The organism is Streptomyces sp. NPDC029164 (assembly GCF_055563995.1).
In genome coordinates, this window is sequence record NZ_JBVHWW010000004.1 from 57,146 (window position 1) to 78,057 (window position 20,912).

Consider the following 20,912-nt stretch of genomic DNA (forward strand, 5'->3'; position numbering starts at 1 on the left):
GCGTGGCAGTGTTACGGAGAGAACCACCGTTAAGACGTCACCATCTACGGAGTCCCCGTGTCGCTGCCACCCCTGGTCGAGCCAGCTGCTGAGCTCACCGTTGACGAGGTCCGTCGGTACTCCCGCCACCTGATCATCCCCGATGTCGGGATGGACGGCCAGAAGCGCCTGAAGAACGCCAAGGTGCTGGCCGTGGGCGCGGGCGGCCTCGGCTCGCCCGCCCTCATGTACCTGGCCGCGGCCGGCGTCGGCACGCTGGGCATCGTGGAGTTCGACGAGGTCGACGAGTCGAACCTGCAGCGCCAGATCATCCACAGCCAGGCGGACATCGGCCGTTCCAAGGCCGAGTCGGCCCGCGACAGCGTGCTGGGCATCAACCCGTACGTGAACGTGGTCCTGCACGAAGAGCGGCTCGAAGCCGAGAACGTGATGGAGATCTTCAGCCAGTACGACCTCATCGTCGACGGCACGGACAACTTCGCCACGCGCTACCTGGTCAACGACGCCTGCGTGCTGCTGAACAAGCCGTACGTGTGGGGCTCGATCTACCGCTTCGACGGCCAGGCGTCGGTCTTCTGGTCCGAGCACGGCCCGTGCTACCGGTGCCTCTACCCGGAGCCCCCGCCGCCGGGCATGGTCCCGAGCTGCGCCGAGGGCGGCGTGCTGGGCGTGCTCTGCGCGTCCATCGGGTCCATCCAGGTCACCGAGGCCATCAAGGTCCTCACGGGTGTCGGCGAGCCGCTGGTCGGCCGCCTGATGATCTACGACGCCCTGGAGATGCAGTACCGCCAGGTCAAGGTCCGCAAGGACCCCGACTGCGCGGTCTGCGGTCCGAACGCGACCGTCACCGAGCTCATCGACTACGAGGCCTTCTGCGGCGTCGTGTCGGAGGAGGCCCAGGAGGCCGCGCTCGGCTCGACGATCACTCCCAAGCAGCTCAAGGAGTGGATCGACAACGACGAGCCCATCGAGATCATCGACGTCCGCGAGATCAACGAGTACGAGATCGTCTCGATCCCCGGCGCGAAGCTGATCCCCAAGGGCGAGTTCCTGATGGGCACGGCCCTCCAGGACCTGCCGCAGGACAAGCGCATCGTCTTGCACTGCAAGACGGGTGTCCGCAGTGCGGAAGTCCTCGCGGTCCTGAAGTCCGCGGGCTTCGCGGACGCGGTGCACGTCGGCGGCGGCGTCATCGGCTGGGTCCACCAGATCGAGCCCGAGAAGCCGGTCTACTGAGAAGTCACCCCGGAGGGGCCGTACCGCGCGCGTCGCGCGGTGCGGCCCCTCCGGCGTTGCGGCGTTCCCGGGATCCGGATCAGGCGCCCGCCGGAGCCTCCGGCGCGACGGGCGTCACCGTGGCGTCCGGGCTCGCGGTGCACACGGTGCCCGCCGCCGGCGTCTTCCCGTCCAGCAAGTACGTGTTCACGGCCTCCTGCACACAGGGGTCGCCGCTGTTGTACGCGCCGTGTCCCTCGCCCTTGTACGTGAGCTCCACGCCCACGCCGGGGCCGAGCCGCTCCACCATCTTGCGCGCGCCCTCGTACGGGGTGGCCGGGTCGCCGGTGTTGCCGATCACCAGGATCGGGGCGGAGCCGGGAGCCGACACGTCCGGGGTCTCGCTGGTGCCGGGCACGGGCCAGTCGGTGCAGGTCATCATCGCCCAGCCGAGGAAGTCCCCGAAGACGGGCGAGGCCGAACGGAACGCCGACAGCCCGGCCTTGGTCTCCGCCAGGGTGTAACGATCCTTGGAGTCCACGCAGTTGACGGCGGTGTTCGCGGCGCCGATGTTGCTGTAACGCCCTTGCTGGTCACGGCCGTTGAGCGCGTCGGACAGGGCCATCAGCAGCTGCCCCTGCCCGCCCTGGGCCTCGTCGATGCCCTGCTCCAGCAGCGGCCACAGCTCCTTGGAGTACAGGGCCTGAGCGATGCCGTTGGTGGCGGCGCTCTCGGTGAGCCGCCGGGCCCCGATGCCCGCGATGGGCTTCGCGGCCAGATCCTTCTGGAGCTTGATGATGGTGGCCTCGATCTCCTTGGGCGTGCTGCCCTGGAGCCGGCACTCGTCGCCGCGGTCCACGCAGTCCTGGGCGAAGTTGTCGAGGGCGAGCTGGAAGCCCTTGGCCTGGCCCATCGCCCCTTCCTCGGAGTTCTTGGTCGGATCCACGACGGCGTCGAAGACGGCCCGGCCGACGTTCTTGGGGAAGAGGTGGGCGTAGACCCCGCCGAGCTCGGTGCCGTAGGAGACACCGAAGTAGTTCAGCTTCTCGTCGCCGAGGGCCTGGCGGATGCGGTCCAGGTCGCGGGCGGCGTCGGGGGTGCCGACGTGGGGGAGGAGCTTGCCGGACTTGTCCTTGCAGGCCTTCTGGTACTTCTTGATGTTGTCGACGTAGGCCTTCTCCTCCTCCGGGGTGTCCGGGGAGGAGTCCTGCGCGTAGTACACGTCCAGTTGCCTGTCGCCCTCGCAGAGGACGGGGGCGCTGGCGCCCACCCCGCGGGGGTCGAAGCTGACCAGGTCGTAGCGGGCGCGCAGGGCCTCGTACTCCTTGGCGGCGCCGGGGAGGGTGGCGACGCCGGAGCCGCCGGGGCCGCCGAAGTTGAAGACCAGGGAGCCGAGACGATTCTTCTGGTCGCGGGCCTTGGCGCGGATCAGGGCGATCGGGATCGTCTCGCCGCCCGGATCGGCGTAGTCGAGGGGGACGTCGAGGGTGGCGCACTGCCAGTCCTTGGGCGGGACCGGGCCGCTGCCCTGGGCCGGGGTGGGAGCGCTGCACTCGCCCCACTTGAGGGGCTTGGCCGGCTTGGTGCCGTCAGCCGTCGGCCGGCTCCCTTCGCCGTCGTCGGAGCACGCGGCCGTGGAGAGCAGAGCGGCGGCGAGTGCGGCGGCGGCGGTGACCCGCCAGGCGTTTCTCGGCATGCCTCCATCCTGTGCGCCCTCCGCCGCCCCCGCCCGCGCGCTGACCCAAACGGGTCCGCCGCGCCCATCCCGACCCCTTCGGCCGCGCCGCGCATCCGGCCGCGCCGTGCACATTCAGCCCCGCCGGCGTTTGAGGCGCGGCCGCGGAGCGCCGTAGGGGTGCGGGGCGCGCCCCGCACCCGGAACCCGCCGACCGAGCCGGAGGCTAGATGGCTTCCTTGCGGGTCAGGAAGTTGAACGAGATCCACCCCGGCAGCACCGGCAACCAGAAGGTCATCAGGCGGAACAGCAGCACCGCCGAGATCGCGACCTCCTTCTCCAGCCCGGCCGCGATCAGCCCCAGCGTCAGGGTCGTCTCCACCGCGCCCATGCCGCCCGGCGTCGGCGCCGCCGAACCCAGCGCGTTGCCCGCCAGGAAGACCACCGCGATGCTCGCGTAGCTGATGGCCTCGCCGCCCCCGAACGCGCGGATCGACGCGTCCAGGCACATCACGAAGCAGCCCGTCAGCAGCAGCATCCCGCCGATGCCGGTCACCAGCTTCTTCGGCCGCTGCAACACGTCCAGCATGCGCGGCACCACACCCGCGAACAGCGCCCGTACCCGCGTCACGACGAACTTCCGCATGAACGGGACGGCCGTCACCACCAGCACCAGCACCGCCACCGTCAGCAGCCCCGCGATGACCGCCCGGGACGGGGTCATCTCGGGGGTCTTCTCGGTCCCGGTGAGATAGCCGAAGGACAGCAGCAGCAGGATGTGGCTGGCCAGCCCGAAGAGCTGCGAGGCGCCCACGCTCGCGACCGCGAGCCCGGGCCGGACCCCCGCCCGCTGCAGGAAGCGCGTGTTCAGCGCGACACCGCCGACCGCCGCCGGGGCCACCAGCTTCACGAACGAGCCGGCCACCTGCGCGATCACCGTCCGCAGGAAGGGCACCCGCTCCGGTACGAAGCCCAGCAGGCTCATCGCCGCCGCGAAGTACGTCAGCGCCGAGAAGGCGAGGGCCGCACCGACCCAGCCCCACTGCGCGTCGCCGACGATCGTCGCGAAGTCCACGTGGGCGAGCTGCGTGAGCAGGTAGTAAGCACCGAACGCGCCCGCGATGAACGACACGAGCGTGCGCGGCCGGATCCGCTCCAGCCGGGCCGGCTCCACCGGCGCCTGCGGACGGATCAGCAGCACCTGCTGGCGGATCTGGCTCAGCAGATCCTCCTCGCGGGCCCCGTCCAGCGCGTCGTCCAGGGCCTTCTTCTCGGCCTTCCGCTCGGCGGCCGCCGAGATCGAGGCGGGCGTGGCGGCCGGGCCGGCCGCGGCCGCGGACTCCGCCTCGCGCGCCGCCTTCGCCGCCCGCGAGGACTCCAGTACGGCCTCCCGCTGCCGCTCCGCCCGCTCCCGGGCCCGCTTGCGCAGCGTCGCCCGCGTGGAACGGCTCAGCGCGATCGGCTGGAGCAGCGGCAGACAGTCCGCCACCGCGTCCGGGCCGAGCACCGACACCGCCGAGGCCACCGCCCGCTCCGCGCCGACCCGCAGGCCGAGCGTGGTGAGCATCTGGGCGATGTCCATCCGGAGCACCAGATCGCCCGCGGCGATCTCGCCGCCCCGCAGGTCGGTGAGGATGACGTTGCCGGAACGATCCACCACCAGGGCGTCCCCGGTCAGCCGCCGGTGCGCGATCCGCCGCGACTGCAGGGCCCGTACCTGCTCCCACGCGTTGCGGATCAGCTCGTCGGTGATCTCCTCGTCGGGGACGGAGTCCATGGTCCGGCCGCCCAGGTGCTCGTAGACGAGCATCACCGCGTCCGGACCCAGCTCGGAGGTGGCGATCAGCTTCTGCGCGTTCGCCCCGGCCGCGATGGCCGCGTACGCGAGGAGCGCCTCCTGCTCCAGCGCCTGGCGCAGCGACAGCAGGCTGCGACCCGTGGTGATGCCGCGCAGCGTGAGCCGGCGCCAGACCCGGTAGAAGAAGCCCTGGGCCTGCTGCTCGCGGTCGACGACGGTCACGTCGAGCGGCGGGCCGTCCTCCAGGGTGACGTGGTAGCGCCGGCCCCGGTCGCTCACCTCGGACGCCTCCGGGCCCTCGGGCATCTCGGCGCGCATCGCACTGACCGGCTGGAAGCCGACCCGGCGCAGGCCGGCGAGGAGGTTCTGCCCGGTGGGGCGCACGTTGGGCGAGCCGACGGCGTACAGGGTGCCGTAGGCGACGCTCCAGCCGATCAGCACGGTGAGGATGATCGAGAAGGGTGTGGTGTACCCGTTGACCAGCATGGTGAGGGCGTTGAGCAGCAGGACCACCCACAGCGCCACGCGCCAGTGGGGTCTGCGGGTCATGCCGACGGCGGTCATGTACGCGATGACGGGCGCGAGGTAGCCGTGCACGGGGTCGGTGAGGGCCCCGCCGCCCGCCGAGCGGGTCAGGGCGTCCTGGATGGTGTCGGGGGCGGCCTGGGAGACCCACAGGTCGGTGGCGAGGGTGACGCCGTGCGCGAGGACGGCGGCGAGCACGCCGTCGGCGATGCGCAGCCCGTCGCGTTTGATCAGCCGCTCGATGGCGAAGGCGACGGGCAGCAGCAGCACCGCGATGCTGGACACCAGCGCCGCGACCTTGATCAGCAGGGCCGGCGCCTGGCCGGTGCCCTTGTTGATGTCCTCCTCGAGACCGACCGTGGTGCCGTGGGCGAAGGCGGCGATGGCGAGCAGGACGGCGATGCCGAGGACGCCGACGAGGAGGCGTACGAGGTCGGACGGCCGGTGCACGCGGGCGGCGAGCAGCGGCTCGTCGACCTCGACGCGGTCGGCGGCCGTGGGGGCGTGGCCGTGCGGCCCCTCCGCGTCGTCGCCCCCGCCGTCCGTACCGCTGCCGCCGGCGGTGCCGGGGACACCCTCGGCGCGCGGGGTTTTCGACGGGATCTCCGACGGGATCTCCGGCGTGGCCTCCGGAGCGGCCTCCGGGCGGGTCGCCGGAGCGGGTTCGGGGCGGGAGGCGGCGCCGTCGTCTGGGCGCGCGCCGTCGTCCGTCGCCGCGCCGTTCGGAGGGCTCACACCCTGCTCCTTCGTCGTCACATCCGTCTCTTCTTGATCACGTATCACCAGTCACCGCCCGGAAGATGGTGGCACGGACCGGCGGGCCAGCGGGGCATCAGGGTGCGCGCCGGTCCGGAACCCCGACTTCCGCCGGCGGGCCTCCGGCGTACTGCACCATGTGCCGAATGAGTGAGGAGCTGCCCGCGTACGCGGAGCACGTGCTTGAGGTGGCCGAGCGTATTCCGCCCGGCCGGGTGATGACATACGGGGACGTCGCCGAATGGCTCGGCGAGGGAGGTCCGCGCCAAGTCGGGCGTGTCATGGCCCTGTACGGGGGAGCCGTGCCCTGGTGGCGCGTGGTGCGGGCGGACGGCGTACCCCTGCCCGGCCACGAGCTGCGGGCCCTGGAGCACTACCGGGCCGAGGCCACCCCGCTGCGCCTGACGGCGGGCGGCGAGCCGCGGCTGGACATGCGCCGGGCGCGCTGGGACGGGGCCCCGGGAGACCCCGGAGGGGACGGCACGCGCGACGAGGCTCACACCTGACAGCTTCGGCCATGCGCGGCCCGGGCGGGCGATCGGGCGACCGTGCGAACGCCCGTCCGGGGTACCCGGGGGGACTGCGCGGCGTCGGCCGGTTGCCGTAGCGTTGCCTCTTCGGCCTCTCCGCGAGCCGTCACGGCAACACCCGCAGACCCACCAGGACCGGCACCCCACGTGATCACCTCTTCCTCCGAAAGCCACCGCGCCGAGCGGCGGCGTACGCGGACCCCTGACGCGTACCGCCTCGTGCGCACCGGGCCGGAACGGGTGGATCCCCCTGTGCTGGACGCAGCGCAACGGGCGGTGGTTGACCACACCGGCGGACCACTCCTGGTCCTGGCCGGACCGGGCACCGGGAAGACGACCACGCTGGTCGAGGCGGTGACCGCCCGGGTGGAGGCGGGAGCGGACCCCGCCCGCATCCTCATCCTCACCTTCAGCCGCAAGGCGGCGGTGGACCTGCGCGACCGGGCCGCCCTGCGGCTGGGCGGTGCGCGGGCCCCGCAGGCCACCACCTTCCACTCCTTCTGCTACGGCCTGGTCCGCGCCCACCAGGACACCGACCTGTTCGCCGACCCGCTGCGGCTGCTGTCCGGCCCGGAGCAGGACGTGATGGTCCGCACCCTCCTGGAAGGCCAGCGCCGGATCCGCTCCATCCGCTGGCCCGACGACCTGCGGGCGGCGCTGACCACGCGCGGCTTCGCCGACGAGGTCCGTGCGGTGCTGGCCCGCGCCCGCGAACTGGGCCTCGGCCCGCAGGCCCTCTCCTCCTTCGCCGACCGCATCGGCCGCCCGGACTGGAAGGCGGCGGCGGCCTTCCTCTCCGAGTACCTCGACGTCCTGGACCTCCAGGGCACGCTGGACTACGCGGAACTCCTCCACCGCGCGGTCCTCCTGGCGGAAGGCACCCCCGCCCTGTCCTCCGCCTACGACGCGATCTTCGTGGACGAGTACCAGGACACGGACGCCTCGCAGCTGCGGCTGCTGCGGGCCCTGGCCGGCCGGGGCGGCACGCTGGTCGCCTTCGGCGACCCCGACCAGTCGATCTACGCCTTCCGCGGCGCGGACATCAACAACATCCTCGACTTCGAGTCCGCCTTCCCGGGCGCGCGGGTCAAAGCCCTGACCGTCGGCCGCCGCTCCGGCGCGGCCCTGCTGACGGCGACCCGTCTGCTCACCGCCCGGATGCCGGTCCCGCGGCTGCCGGCCGCGGCGGTACGAGCCCACCGCGGCCTCCAGGCCACGCGGGAGGGCGGCGGCGTGGAGGTCTTCACGTACCCGACGGCCGGCGCCGAGCTGGACAACATCGCCGACATCCTGCGCCGGGCCCACCTGGAGGACGGCGTCCCGTGGCAGGACATGGCCGTCCTCGTCCGCGCCGGCGGCCGCACCCTCCCGGCGATGCGCCGCGCGCTGATCGCGGCGGGCGTCCCCACCGAGACCGACGGCACGGACACCCCCCTCCGCCACGAACCCGCCGTCACCCCCCTCCTGACCGCCCTCCGCCTCACCGCCACGGCAACCCTGCCCCCCGACACATCACCCGAGCCGGCAACCGCCCCCGAGGCCCCGGCCGCCGCAGGCGAGGCGGACCCGGGGCCGGGCCCCGAGGCGGCCGCCCCCGGCTCCGCCGAAGCGGAGGCCGCAGGCACCGCCGGGGCGGGCGCGGACGCCGCCGCGGGCGAGGTGGGGCCGGGCCCCGAGGGCGTCGACCCCGCCGGGGGCGTCGATCCCGCCGGGGGCGTGACGGCGGGGCCGGGCCCTGACACGGCCGACCCCGCCGGAGGCGTCGAGGCGGCCATCGCCCTGCTCACCTCCCCCCTCGGCGGCATGGACGCCGCCGACCTGCGGCGGCTCGGCCGGGCCCTGCGCGACGAGGAGCGCGCCGCCGGCGTCAAGGTGCCCGCACCCTCCGACGTACTGCTCGCGCGCGCCCTCGCCGAGCCGGAGCGGCTCACCGCGCACGACCCCGTCTACGCCCGCGGAGCGCAGCGCCTCGGCCTGCTCCTGCGCAAGGCCCGCGAGCTCCTCCAGGGCGGCGGCACCGCCGAAGAGGCCCTGTGGATCCTCTGGGACGGCACCCCCTGGCCCCAGCGGCTGGAGCGCAGCGCCCGCCGCGGCGGCGCCGCCGGCCGCAACGCCGACCGCGACCTCGACGCCGTCTGCGCCCTCTTCGACACCGCCGCCCGCGCCGAGGAGCGCACCGGCGGCCGCGGCGCGCTCAACTTCCTCGAACAACTGGAGGCGGAGGACATCGCCGCCGACACGTTGACGGCCCGCGCCACCCGCTCCGAAGCCGTCCGCCTGATGACCGCCCACCGTTCCAAGGGCCTGGAGTGGTCCCTCGTCGTCGTCGCCGGCGTCCAGGAGGGCCTGTGGCCCGACCTCCGCCGCCGCGGCTCCCTCCTGGAGGCCGACCGCATCGGCCGCGACGGCCTCGCCGAGCCCCTCACCCCCGGCGCCCTCCTCGCCGAGGAGCGCCGGCTCTTCTACGTCGCCGCCACCCGCGCCCGCGACCGCCTCGTCGTCACCGCCGTCAAGGCCCCCGCCGACGACGGCGACCAGCCCTCCCGCTTCCTCACCGAGCTCGGGGTCACCCCCAAGGACGTCACCGGCCGCCCCCGCCGCCCCCTCGCCGTGCCCGCGCTCGTCGCCGAGCTGCGCGCCACCACCGTCGACCCCGACGCCTCGCCCGCCCTGCGCGACGCCGCCGCCCGCCGCCTCGCCCGCCTCGCCGCGCTCACCGACGACGAGGACCGCCCGCTGGTCCTCGCCGCGCACCCGCAGCGCTGGTGGGGCCTGTACGAGCCCACCCGCAGCAGCGTCCCGCTCCGCGACCGGGACCGGCCCGTCGCCCTGTCCGGCAGCGCCTTGGAGCAGCTCGCCAACACCTGCTCCCTCCAGTGGTTCCTGGGCCGCGAGGTCAAGGCCGACACCCCCTCCACCGCCGCCCAGGGCTTCGGCAACGTCGTCCACGTCCTCGCCGACGAGGTCGCCTCCGGCCGCACCCCCGCCGACCTGGCCGTCCTCATGGAACGCCTCGACTCGGTGTGGGACGCCCTCGCCTTCGACGCGCCCTGGAAGTCCCGCCAGGAGAAGGACAACGCCCGCGCCGCCCTGGAACGCTTCCTGCGCTGGCACACCACCGACCGGGGGGGCAGGGCGGCCGTGGCCACCGAGCACGAGTTCGACGTCACACTCGAAGCCGGCGAGGTCGCCGTCCGCATCCGGGGTTCCATGGACCGGGTCGAATCGGACCCGCAGGGGCGTGCGTACGTCGTCGACTTCAAGACCGGCAAGTCCGCGCCCACCCGCGACGAGGTCGCCCGCCACCCCCAGCTCGCCGTCTACCAGCTCGCCGTCCGCGAGGGCGCCGTCGACGAGGTCTTCGACGGCCTGCGCCCCGCCCCCGGCGGCGCCGAACTCGTCCAGCTCCGCCAGGGCGCGGCCCAGCGCGACGGCGGCGACACCGTCCCCAAGGTCCAGGCCCAGCAGCCGCTCGACGGGGAGTGGGTCGGCGACCTGCTCGCGACCGCCGCGGGCCGGGTGCTCGACGAGCGGTTCGCGCCCGCCACGGGCAAGCACTGCGACCACTGCTCCTTCCGCAACGCGTGCAGCGCCCGCCCCGAGGGCCGCCAGACCGTCGAGTGAGCGGGACGGTCGGGGCTGTCGGTGGGGGCGGCTAGCCTTTTCAGGTGTCCGCGCGTGCGTCCGTCCTCACCGATCCCGAGCAGCTCAAAGAGCTCCTCGGGATCCCCTTCACGCCCGAACAGATGGCCTGCGTCACCGCCCCGCCCGCCCCCCAGGTCATCGTCGCCGGCGCCGGCTCCGGCAAGACCACCGTCATGGCCGCCCGCGTGGTCTGGCTGGTGGGCACCGGCGCGGTCGCCCCCGAGCAGGTCCTCGGCCTGACCTTCACCAACAAGGCCGCCGGCGAGCTGTCCGAGCGCGTACGGAAGGCCCTCGCGCGGGCCGGGATCACCGACCCGGACCCCTCTCCCGCCGGGGCCGGCTTCGGCGCCGGGGCCGACGCGGCCGGCGGCGAGCCGCGCATCTCCACGTACCACGCCTTCGCCGGCCAGCTCCTGAAGGACCACGGCCTGCGCATCGGCCTGGAGCCCAGCTCCCGCCTCCTCGCCGACGCCACCCGCTTCCAGCTCGCCGCGAAGGTGCTGCGCGAGGCCCCCGGCCCGTACCCCTCGCTCACCAAGTCCGTCCCCGACCTGGTCGGCGACCTCCTCGCGCTCGACGGCGAACTCTCCGAGCACCTGGTCGAGCCGGAGCGGCTGCGCGTCCACGACACCGCGCTGCTGGACGTGCTCGCCGGCACGAAGCTCACCAACGAGGACCTGCGCAAGGTCCCCGAGGCCGTGCGCGGCCGCCTCGAACTGCTGGAGCTCGTCGTCCGCTACCGCGCCGCCAAACGCGCCCGCGACCTCTTCGACTTCAGCGACCAGATAGCCCTCTCCGCGCAGCTCGCCACCACCCGCCCCGAGGTCGGCGCCCTGCTGCGCGAGGAGTTCAGGGTCGTGCTGCTGGACGAGTACCAGGACACCTCGGTCGCCCAGCGCCTCCTGCTCTCCGGGCTCTTCGGCGCGGGCTCCGGCCACGCCGTCACCGCCGTCGGTGACCCCTGCCAGGCGATCTACGGCTGGCGCGGCGCCTCCGTGGCCAACCTCGACGACTTCCCCGAGCACTTCCCGCACGCCGACGGGAGCCCCGCCACCCGGCTCTCCCTCAGCGAGAACCGGCGCAGCGGCGGCCGGCTCCTCGACCTGGCCAACGGGCTCGCCGCCCCGCTGCGCGCCCTGCACGAGGGCGTGGAGGCGCTGCGCCCCGGCCCGGGGGCCGAGGGCGCGGGGCAGGTCCGCTGCGCCCTGCTGGAGACCCACGCCCAGGAGCTCGACTGGCTCGCCGACTCCGTCGCCCACCTGGTCCGCACGGGCACGGAACCGCGCGAGATCGCGGTCCTGTGCCGCTCCGCCGGGGACTTCGCGCGGATCCAGGCCGTCCTGGTGGACCGGGACGTGCCGGTGGAGGTCGTCGGCCTCTCCGGGCTGCTGCACCTCCCCGAGGTCGCGGACCTCGTCGCCGTCTGCGAGGTCCTCCAGGACCCGGGCGCCAACGCCTCCCTCGTCCGGCTCCTCATCGGCCCGCGCTGGCGGATCGGCGCGCGGGACCTGGCCCTGCTGGGCCGCCGGGCCCGGCTCATGGTGGGCCGTGCGCCGGCCGGGGCGGACCCGGACGAACGGCTCGCGGCGGCCGTGGAGGGCGTGGACCCGGCGGAGATCGTGTCGCTGGCCGACGCGCTGGAGACCTTCCTCGACGGCGCCGGACAGGCCCCGGACGACCTGCCCTTCTCGGCGCAGGCCCGGGTCCGCTTCGCGCACCTCGCGCAGGAACTGCGCGACCTGCGCCGCTCCCTGGCCGACCCCCTCATGGACGTCCTGCACCGCGTGCTGTCCGCGACCGGCCTGGAGGTGGAGCTGTCCGCCTCCCCGCACGCGCTGGCGGCCCGCCGCCGCGAGACGCTGTCGAACTTCATGGACGTCGCGGCCGGTTTCGCCGCGCTGGACGGCGAGGCCTCGCTGCTGGCCTTCCTGGCGTTCCTGCGCACGGCCGCCCAGTACGAGAAGGGCCTGGACCACGCCCTGCCGGGCGGGGAGAACACCGTGAAGGTGCTGACCGCCCACAAGTCGAAGGGCCTGGAGTGGGACGTGGTCGTCGTCCCGGACCTGTGCGCGGGCTCCTTCCCGAAGGAGAAGGCGCCGGAGGCCTGGACCTCGTACGCGAAGGTGCTCCCGTACGCGCTGCGCGGCGACGCCCCCACCCTGCCGGCCGACCCGGACTGGACCTCGGCCGGCCTGAAGGCGTTCAAGACGGCCCTGAAGGACCACAAGGCCACGGAAGAGCTCCGCCTGGGCTACGTGACCTTCACCCGCCCCCGCTCCCTCCTGCTGGCCTCGGGCCACTGGTGGGGCCCGACCCAGAAGAAGCGCCGCGGCCCTTCGGACTTCCTCCGGGCCCTCTACGACCACTGCGCGGCGGGGCACGGCGAGATCGAGGCCTGGGCGGACGAGCCGGAGCCGGACGCCGAGAACCCCTCCCTCGCCGACGACTCCACCCCGGACCGCTCCTGGCCCCTCCCGCTCGACCCGCATTCCCTCACCCTGCGCCGTGCGGCGGCCGCCCTGGTGGAGTCCTACCTGGCGACCCCGCCCCCGCCCGAGGACGAGTCCTACCTCTGGCCCCCGGACTGTGAGGACCCGTCCTACGACGAAGAGCCCTGGCCGGACGACACCACCTGGGCCGACCCCGACCCCGAGCCCGACCCCGACCCCGAGCCCGACCCCGACCCCGAGCCCGAGCCCAGGAACGGAGCCCCGGATACGGCGGCCCCGCGCCCCGACTCCTGGCCGGACCCTGCCGGCATGCCCGCGCCCGGGGCGGCAGGCCCGAGCCCGGACGGGGTCCAGGGGGAGGCCCCGGCTTCCTGGCCGGATGATGCCGTCCGTGTGCCCGCGCCACGGGCCGCGGGCCCGAGCCGCGACGGGGTCCGGGGCAGCGCCCCGGTTTCGGGAAGGGGCGGGGCGGAGGAGGACTCCGCCCCCGACGCGCCGCTCGACGACGAGCTCTGGCCGGAGGCCGAAGCCCGGCCCGCGCCCGGCGGCGCGGCCGTGCCCGCGGCCCCGCCCAGCGGCCCGCTCGACGACGAGCTCTGGCCGGAGGCGGCCCACCGGGCCGTCGCCGAGGGCGCGGGCGGAGCCGGCCATAAGGCGGAGCCGCGCACCGGTGCCACCGCCCCGCAGGGCGATGACCCCTGGGCCGGCGAGGCCTGGGCCGGCGAGGCCCGGGCCGGCGGCGGCGGCCGACCCGGCCGCGCGGCCGGACTCGCACCGGAGGACGCGCGCGCCATCGCCTCCTGGGACCGCGACCTCGACGCCCTGGAGGGCGAGCTCCGCCGCGCCCGCGCCGTCGTCCGCGACGTCGAGCTGCCCGCCGCCCTCTCCGCGAGCCAGCTGCTCCGGCTCGCCGCCGACGAGCAGGGCTTCGTACGCGACCTCGCCCGCCCCATGCCCAAGCCCCCGCAGCCCGCGGCCCGCCAGGGCACCCGGTTCCACGCCTGGGTCGAGTCCCGCTTCGACGAGCTCCCGCTGCCCTTCCTCGACGTCCTCGACCCCGTCGCCGACCTCCCCGGCGCCGGCTCCGACCAGGAGATCGCCGACGAGGCCGACCTCGACTCCCTCAAGGCCGCCTTCGAGCGCAGTCCGTACGCCGACCGGCCGCCCCACCGCATGGAGGCCCCGGTCCAGCTCACCCTCGCCGGCCGCGTCATCCGCGGCCGGATCGACGCCGTCTACCGGAACGACGACGGCTCGTACGAGATCGTCGACTGGAAGACCGGCCGCACCACCGAGGCCGACCCCCTCCAGCTCGCCGTCTACCGCCTGGCCTGGGCCGAGGCCACGAACACCCCGCTCAGCCAGGTCACCGCCGCCTTCCTCCACGTCCGCAGCGGCCGCGTGATCCGCCCCCGCAACCTCCCCGACCGGGCCCGCCTTGAGCGGATCCTCCAAGGCAATTCGGACACCGGCGGTGACCATCAGGCGGACGGCTAGGCTCGTGGGCATGAGCGACACCCCGCCGGACAACGTCGTCCGCACGTACATCGACACCCACCGCGCCGCCTTCCTCGACGACCTCGCCGAGTGGCTCCGCATTCCCTCCGTCTCGGCCCAGCCCGAGCACGCGGGCGACGTACGCCGCAGCGCCGAATGGCTGGCGGCGAAGCTCAAGGAGACCGGTTTCCCGGTGGCCGAGGTCTGGGAGACCCCCGGCGCCCCCGCCGTCTTCGCGCACTGGCCGAGCGAGGACCCGCAGGCCGCCACCGTCCTGGTGTACGGGCACCACGACGTGCAGCCCGCCGCCCGCGCCGACGGCTGGCACACCGACCCCTTCGAGCCGGTGGTCCAGGGCGGCCGCATGTACGGGCGCGGCGCCGCCGACGACAAGGGGCAGGTGTTCTTCCACACCCTCGCGGTGCGCGCCCACCTGGCGGCCACCGGCGCCGCCGCCCCCGCCGTGAACCTCAAGCTGCTCATCGAGGGCGAGGAGGAGTCCGGCTCCACCCACTTCCGCGCGCTCGTCGAGGCCCGCGCCGCCGAGCTCGCCGCCGACGTCGTGATCGTCTCCGACACCGGCATGTGGTCCGAGACCACCCCCACCGTCTGCACCGGCATGCGCGGCGTCGCCGACTGCGAGATCGACTTCCACGGCCCGGACCAGGACATCCACTCCGGTGCCTTCGGCGGGGCCGTGCCCAATCCGGCCGCCGTCGCCGCCCGCCTGGTCGCCGCCCTGCACGACGACGACGGGCGCGTGACGATCCCCGGCTTCTACGACGGCGTCGCCGAACTCACCGAGGCGGAGCGGGCGCTCATCGCCGAGCTGCCCTTCGACGAGTCCGAGTGGCTCCGTACGGCCCGGTCCCACGCGGCCTCCGGCGAGGCCGGCTACTCCACCCTGGAGCGCGTCTGGGCCCGCCCGACGGCCGAGGTCAACGGCATCGGCGGCGGCTACCAGGGCCCCGGCGGCAAGACCATCGTGCCCGCCTCCGCCCACCTGAAGCTGTCGTTCCGCCTGGTCTCCGGACAGGACCCGTACGAGGTCGAGGCCGCCGTCAGGGACTGGGCCGCGGCCCGGATCCCGGACGGGATCCGGCACTCCATCACCTTCGGCGCCCCGACCCGGCCGTGCCTGACCCCGCTGGACCACCCGGCCCTGCAGTCCGTTGTTCGGGCCATGGGCCGCGCCTTCGGCCAGAAGATCCGCTTCACCCGCGAGGGCGGCTCCGGACCCGCCGCGGACCTCCAGGACGTCCTGGACGCGCCCGTCCTCTTCCTCGGCATCTCGGTCCCGTCCGACGGCTGGCACGCGCCGAACGAGAAGGTCGAACTGGATCTGCTCCTCAAGGGCGTCGAGGCGACCGCCTACCTCTGGGGAGACCTGGCCGCCACCCACCGCGCAACCGCCTGACACCCGTCGCACGCACGCCTGCCTTGTCCCACCACCGGGGGAGTTGGAAGTACCTGTGAGCACCCATACCGAGCGCCCTCTCACCGAGCGCCCTCTCTCGCTCGCCGCGCCCAGCGGAATCGACCGCGCCGCGCACCACCGCCTCGACGAGGCGTGGCTCGCCGCCGCCTGGAGCCACCCCACGACCCGCGTCTTCGTCGTCTCCGGCGGCCAGGTCCTGATCGACGACACCCCCGACGGGGGCACCGGCATCGTGATGACCCCGGCCTTCGAGGCCCCGGTCACCGAGACCCACCGCTACTTCCTGGGCACCGACGAGGACGGCGTACGGTACTTCGCGCTGCAGAAGGACGCGCTGCCCGGCCGCATGGACCAGTCGGCCCGCCCGGCCGGCCTGCGCGAGGCCGGACTGCTGCTCTCTCCGCGCGACGCCGGGCTGATGGTGCACGCCGTCGCGCTGGAGAACTGGCAGCGGATGCACCGCTTCTGCTCCCGCTGCGGCGAGCGCACGGTGGTCGCGGCCGCCGGGCACATCCGCCGCTGTCCGGGCTGCGGCGCCGAGCACTACCCGCGCACCGACCCGGCCGTGATCATGCTGGTCACCGACGAGCACGACCGCGCGCTGCTGGGCCGCCAGGTGCACTGGCCGGAGGGCCGCTTCTCGACCCTCGCCGGCTTCGTGGAGCCGGGCGAGTCGATCGAGCAGTCCGTCGTCCGCGAGGTGTGGGAGGAGGCGGGCGTCAGGGTCGGCGAGGTCGAGTACGTGGCCAGCCAGCCGTGGCCGTTCCCGTACAGCCTGATGCTGGGCTTCACGGCCCGCGCCACCACCTCCGAGATCACCGTGGACGGCGAGGAGATCCAGGAGGCCCGCTGGTTCTCGCGGGAGGAGCTGCGCGCGGCGTTCGCGTCGGGCGAGGTGCTGCCCCCGTCGGGGATCTCCATCGCCGCCCGGCTGGTCGAGCTCTGGTACGGCGAGCCGCTGCCGAAGATGGCGGCGTAACGTTCGTCACAGCAGAAGGCCCCCGCCTCGGCGGGGGCCTTTCTGGTGCGCACGAGCACGCGCGGGTGCTCGCGGGTGCCGCTGCCTCAGACGGCGAGGGCCTGCTTGACCTGGGCCAGGCTCGGATTCGTCATGACGGACTCGCTGCCGGCGGCGGACTTCACGAGCACGGTGGGAACCGTCTGGTTGCCGCCGTTGGCCTTCTCCACGAACGCGGCGGACTCCGGGTCGAGCTCGATGTTGATCTCGTTGTACGCGATGCCTTCCCGGTCCAGCTGGGTCTTCAGCCGACGGCAGTAGCCGCACCAGGTCGTGCTGTACATCGTGACGGTGCCCGTGTCCTGCATGCTGCGCTCTCCTTTGTGAGGGCTCGGTGGTCCGAGTACTCGAACGTACGGGACCCCGCCGCCATTCCCGTACGCGCGCCCCCGCGCGGCCGGTGTGACTGATACGACGGATACGTGCCGCCTGTGGACGGTTTTCCCGCCCGCCCCACGAGACCTGGCAGCATGGCGGGGTGACATCAGCAACGCACTCCCCATCGTTCCCGGGTGGCCCCGGCTCCGCCGACTCGGCCGACGCGGTGCTCCTGGGCCTGGACCCGGAGCAGCGCGAGGTCGCGACGACCCTGCGCGGGCCGGTGTGCGTGCTGGCGGGCGCCGGTACCGGCAAGACCCGCGCGATCACCCACCGCATCGCCTACGGCGTCCGCTCCGGCCAGCTCATGCCGGCCAGTGTGCTGGCCGTCACCTTCACCAACCGCGCCGCCGGGGAGATGCGCGGACGCCTGCGCACCCTCGGCGCGGGCGGGGTCCAGGCCCGGACCTTCCACTCCGCCGCCCTGCGCCAGCTCCAGTACTTCTGGCCCAAGGCGGTCGGCGGGGACGTGCCCCGGCTGCTGGAGCGCAAGATCCAGCTCGTCGCCGAGGCCGGCGCGCGCTGCCGGATCCGGCTCGACCGGGGCGAGCTGCGCGACGTCACCGGCGAGATCGAGTGGGCCAAGGTCACGCAGACGGTGCCCGCCGACTATCCCGCCGCCGCCCTCAAGTCGGGCCGCGAGGCACCCCGGGACATGGCCGAGATCGCCCAGATCTACGGGACGTACGAACAGCTCAAGCGCGACCGCGGCATGATCGACTTCGAGGACGTGCTGCTCCTGACGGTCGGCATCCTCCAGGACCGCCACGACATCGCCGAGCAGATCCGCACCCAGTACCAGCACTTCGTGGTCGACGAGTACCAGGACGTCAGCCCCCTCCAGCAGCGGCTGCTGGACCTCTGGCTCGGCGAGCGCGACAGCCTCTGCGTCGTCGGCGACGCCAGCCAGACGATCTACTCCTTCACCGGCGCCACCCCCGACCACCTGCTGAACTTCCGCACCAAGTACCCGCAGGCCACCGTGGTCAAGCTGGTCCGCGACTACCGCTCCACCCCCCAGGTGGTCCACCTCGCCAACGGGCTGCTGAACCAGGCCAAGGGCCGCGCCGCCGAGCACAGGCTGGAGCTGATCTCCCAGCGCGAGACCGGCCCCGACCCGTTCTACGCCGAGTACGCCGACGAGCCCGCCGAGGCCGAGGGCGTCGCCCACCGGATCCGCGACCTGATCGCCGCGGGCGTCCCGGCCGGTGAGATCGCCGTCCTCTACCGCATCAACGCCCAGTCCGAGGTCTACGAACAGGCCCTCGCCGACGCCGGGGTCCCCTACCAGCTGCGCGGGGCCGAGCGGTTCTTCGAGCGCGCCGAGGTCCAGAAGGCGATCCTCGCGCTGCGCGGAGCCGCCCGCTCCGGCGGGAACGACCCGCTGCTCGACGACGTCGTGGAACTGGGCTCCCAGGTCCGGGCGGTGCTCAGCTCCACCGGCTGGACCTCCGAGCCGCCCGCCGGCTCCGGCGCCGTGCGCGACCAGTGGGAATCCGTGGCCGCGCTGGTCCGGCTCGCCGAGGACTTCGCCCGGAACCGGCCGGGAGCCACCCTGGCGGACCTCACGATCGAGCTGGACGAGCGCAAGGCCGCCCAGCACGCCCCGACCGTCCAGGGCGTCACCCTGGCCTCCCTGCACGCGGCGAAGGGCCTGGAGTGGGACGCCGTGTTCCTCGTCGGTCTCACCGACGGCATGCTGCCGATCACGTACGCGAAGACCGACGAGCAGGTCGAGGAGGAACGCCGGCTGCTCTATGTCGGCGTCACCCGGGCGCGGCTGCACCTGACCCTCTCCTGGGGCCTCTCCCGGGCTCCGGGCGGCCGGGCCTCCCGTCGCCCCAGTCGCTTCCTGAACGGCCTGCGGCCGGGCTCCGCGGTGCCCCGCAGCGGGCCGGGCTCCGCGGCCGAGAGCGGGCCGCGCAAGCGGGGCCGCCGCGGCCCGGTGCTGTGCCGGGTCTGCGGCAAGACCCTGACCGAGGCCGGCGAGCTCAAACTGATGCGCTGTGAGGACTGCCCGTCCGACATGGACGAAGGGCTCTACGAGCGGCTGCGGGAGTGGCGTGCGGGCCAGTCGAGGGAGCAGGGACTGCCCGCCTACTGCGTCTTCACGGACAAGACGCTGATGGCGATCGCGGAGGCCGCGCCCACCGAGCCGGGAGAGCTCTCTATGATCTCCGGAGTGGGCGGCCGCAAGCTCGACCGCTACGGAGCCGAGGTCCTGGCCATATGTGCAGGTCAGGAGCCTGAGCCCGAGGATCCCGCCGACGCGTAGAAACTCGTCGGAAAAATAGTTTGCACATGCCCAGCGAAGACCCATAGGTTCTTAGCAACGGAAACGGTGGCTTCTCCGAAGCCCTGGATCCGTGCTGTACTTATCCGAATACGCATGGGACAGGCCCCCGGGCCACCGTCCCCGAGACGCCGAGAGGAGGCGAGACCAGTGACCAGCTTCATGACCTTCACCAAAATGACCGATCGCTCGGTCGACGCTTCCTGCCTGCTCGGTTCCGTCTCCCTCCTGGGTACCGGTGTGTCCGCGATTTCCGCCGACCGCCCCGCCCTGCTGGCGACCCTTCCGGTCAGTGAGCGCAATGAGCGACCGACCCTGGCACCGGTGGCAGTACTGGCAGCAGAAGCCCAGGCGCATGGCGCCTATGGCTTCGCGGCCGCAGCCGGTGCCGGAGCCAAGACGAAGCAGACGAAGAAGCAGCAGCACCACCTGATGTGGGCCTTCCGTGGGCTCGAACCCTGGAGTGATCCAGTCTGATCGCGTGATCAGACCGGCGCCTTCAGGGCCGCGGAACCCCACCCGGGATCCGCGGCCCTTCTGTTTGTCCCCGAACAGGGGGGCAACGCAGCGAAGGAGCCTCGGGACTGGCAGAACCAGGTGACAGCCGAACCCGGCCGACCGGCCGGAACGACTAGCCGACCAAGACGACGAGGAAGAAACCACCGTGCAACTCGAAGCGCACGCCCCGTCCGTAACGCAGACCCACACGATCTCCCCGCCCGCAGTCCCGGAGGACCACACCTTGACCCCGCTCACCGCGCTGACCGCGCTCGACGACGCCATCGAGAACCTCGGCGTACCCGTCCCCTGCCGCACCTTCGACCCCGAGGTCTTCTTCGCCGAGTCCCCGGCCGACGTCGAGTACGCCAAGTCGCTCTGCCGCACCTGTCCGCTGGTCGAGGCCTGCCTCGCCGGAGCGGTCGAGCGCCGCGAGCCCTGGGGTGTCTGGGGTGGCGAGCTCTTCGTCCAGGGTGTCGTCGTCGCCCGCAAGCGGCCCCGTGGCCGTCCGCGCAAGAACCCGGTTGTCGTGGCATGACCGCCATCGGAACCATCGACCGCCCCCTGACGCACGACCCCCTGAAGCAGGCCCTCATGACCGCCCACATCACGAGCGAGCAGCCCCACGGCGCCGCCCACGCAGACTTCATCACCGCCGGCGCGATGACCTCGCGTCAGAACAGGACCCGCGAAATGCAACTCATCCCAGAAGCCCTGGCTCGTGCCCATATGGACGAGCTCATGCGTGAGGTGGACGTCGAACGTCACGCCGTACGCCTGGTCGCCGCCCGCCGCATGCAGCGGCGTGCCGAGCGCGTCTCGCTGCGCGCCCGCCGTGCGCTGGCCATGGCCGTCATGCACTGAGAGCTGAAACTGCGTCCCCGGGGGGACCGGTCCGAACGGACCGGTCCCCCCGGTGCGTTGCGGACGGCAGTCCACCCCTCGCGGGGATATCGTCTGGAGGTGGACCAGCCGACCCCCCACCCCACCCCGTCGGGATCCGAGGCCCAGCCCGTCGTCTGCGCGCGCTGTGGCACAGAGTCCCCCGGCGGCGCCCCGCCCACCTGGACCTGCTCGGTGGAGAACGGGGCCAGACAGTACTTCTGCGTCGACTGCGCGCGCGCCAACCTCCGCGCGATCGAAGGCAGGCTCGACTCCTCCTGGTGGTGACCCCGGGGCCCGGACGGACCCTACGG

14 protein-coding genes are annotated in these 20,912 nt (G+C 73.6%); 11 read left to right on the forward strand and 3 right to left on the reverse strand.

The features are described 5' to 3' along the window. The first annotated feature begins 57 nt into the window (after positions 1 to 57). Positions 58 to 1,236, forward strand: coding sequence for an adenylyltransferase/sulfurtransferase MoeZ (gene moeZ, locus ACZ4VT_RS05630; RefSeq protein ID WP_030709977.1), 1,179 nt, complete (start codon positions 58 to 60; stop codon positions 1,234 to 1,236). A 79-nt stretch (positions 1,237 to 1,315) separates the two neighbouring features. Here moeZ and ACZ4VT_RS05635 read toward each other — a convergent pair whose 3' ends face one another. Both ACZ4VT_RS05635 and ACZ4VT_RS05640 read right to left on the reverse strand, forming a co-directional pair. Continuing rightward, positions 1,316 to 2,911, reverse strand: coding sequence for an alpha/beta hydrolase (locus ACZ4VT_RS05635; protein ID WP_467946923.1), 1,596 nt, complete (start codon positions 2,909 to 2,911; stop codon positions 1,316 to 1,318). Positions 2,912 to 3,116: 205 nt separating this feature from the next. Then, positions 3,117 to 5,996 carry a lysylphosphatidylglycerol synthase transmembrane domain-containing protein gene (locus tag ACZ4VT_RS05640; protein ID WP_467946925.1) on the reverse strand — a complete coding sequence of 960 codons (2,880 nt, stop codon included), beginning with the start codon at positions 5,994 to 5,996 and terminating at the stop codon, positions 3,117 to 3,119. 110 nt (positions 5,997 to 6,106) lie between these two features. On the opposite strand from ACZ4VT_RS05640, the gene ACZ4VT_RS05645 reads away from it, so the two are divergent. The 5 genes from ACZ4VT_RS05645 (at position 6,107) to nudC (ending at position 16,508) form a co-directional block, all read left to right on the forward strand. Continuing rightward, entirely contained in the window at positions 6,107 to 6,475 is a 369-nt protein-coding gene (locus tag ACZ4VT_RS05645; protein ID WP_467946926.1) for an MGMT family protein, read from the forward strand. Positions 6,476 to 6,649: 174 nt separating this feature from the next. Next, a complete protein-coding gene (locus ACZ4VT_RS05650) occupies positions 6,650 to 10,123 on the forward strand; it encodes an ATP-dependent helicase (RefSeq protein ID WP_467947186.1) in 3,474 nt (1,157 codons plus the stop codon). Positions 10,124 to 10,167: 44 nt separating this feature from the next. Further along, entirely contained in the window at positions 10,168 to 14,091 is a 3,924-nt protein-coding gene (locus ACZ4VT_RS05655) for a UvrD-helicase domain-containing protein (protein ID WP_467946928.1), read from the forward strand. Between the two features lie 10 nt (positions 14,092 to 14,101). Continuing rightward, on the forward strand, positions 14,102 to 15,508 hold the full coding sequence (locus ACZ4VT_RS05660; protein ID WP_467946930.1) for a dipeptidase: 1,407 nt from the start codon (positions 14,102 to 14,104) through the stop codon (positions 15,506 to 15,508). Between the two features lie 43 nt (positions 15,509 to 15,551). Next, the gene (gene nudC / locus ACZ4VT_RS05665) at positions 15,552 to 16,508 is read left to right on the forward strand and encodes an NAD(+) diphosphatase (protein WP_362797277.1); all 957 of its coding nucleotides are present in this window, start codon (positions 15,552 to 15,554) and stop codon (positions 16,506 to 16,508) included. Between the two features lie 86 nt (positions 16,509 to 16,594). On the opposite strand, the gene ACZ4VT_RS05670 is transcribed toward nudC, so the two are convergent. Continuing rightward, positions 16,595 to 16,855, reverse strand: coding sequence for a mycoredoxin (locus ACZ4VT_RS05670; protein WP_030011087.1), 261 nt, complete (start codon positions 16,853 to 16,855; stop codon positions 16,595 to 16,597). Positions 16,856 to 17,025: 170 nt separating this feature from the next. Between ACZ4VT_RS05670 and ACZ4VT_RS05675 the strand changes: the two genes are divergently transcribed. The 5 genes from ACZ4VT_RS05675 to ACZ4VT_RS05695 all read left to right on the forward strand — a co-directional run bounded on the left by ACZ4VT_RS05675 (position 17,026) and on the right by ACZ4VT_RS05695 (position 20,886). After that, positions 17,026 to 19,200: an ATP-dependent DNA helicase UvrD2 gene (locus ACZ4VT_RS05675; RefSeq protein WP_467946932.1), complete on the forward strand. Its 2,175-nt coding sequence runs from the start codon at positions 17,026 to 17,028 to the stop codon at positions 19,198 to 19,200. A gap of 168 nt (positions 19,201 to 19,368) precedes the next feature. Then, positions 19,369 to 19,695 (forward strand): hypothetical protein, encoded by a 327-nt coding sequence (locus ACZ4VT_RS05680; RefSeq protein WP_376618912.1) that lies wholly within the window; start codon positions 19,369 to 19,371, stop codon positions 19,693 to 19,695. 187 nt (positions 19,696 to 19,882) lie between these two features. Further along, entirely contained in the window at positions 19,883 to 20,254 is a 372-nt protein-coding gene (locus tag ACZ4VT_RS05685) for a WhiB family transcriptional regulator (RefSeq protein WP_467946934.1), read from the forward strand. Beyond that, complete coding sequence (locus ACZ4VT_RS05690; protein WP_467946936.1) at positions 20,251 to 20,580, forward strand: hypothetical protein; 330 nt, start codon at positions 20,251 to 20,253, stop codon at positions 20,578 to 20,580. The genes ACZ4VT_RS05685 and ACZ4VT_RS05690 overlap by 4 nt, the downstream gene beginning before the upstream one ends. 99 nt (positions 20,581 to 20,679) lie before the next feature. Continuing rightward, entirely contained in the window at positions 20,680 to 20,886 is a 207-nt protein-coding gene (locus ACZ4VT_RS05695; protein WP_467946938.1) for a hypothetical protein, read from the forward strand. Positions 20,887 to 20,912 lie beyond the last annotated feature (26 nt).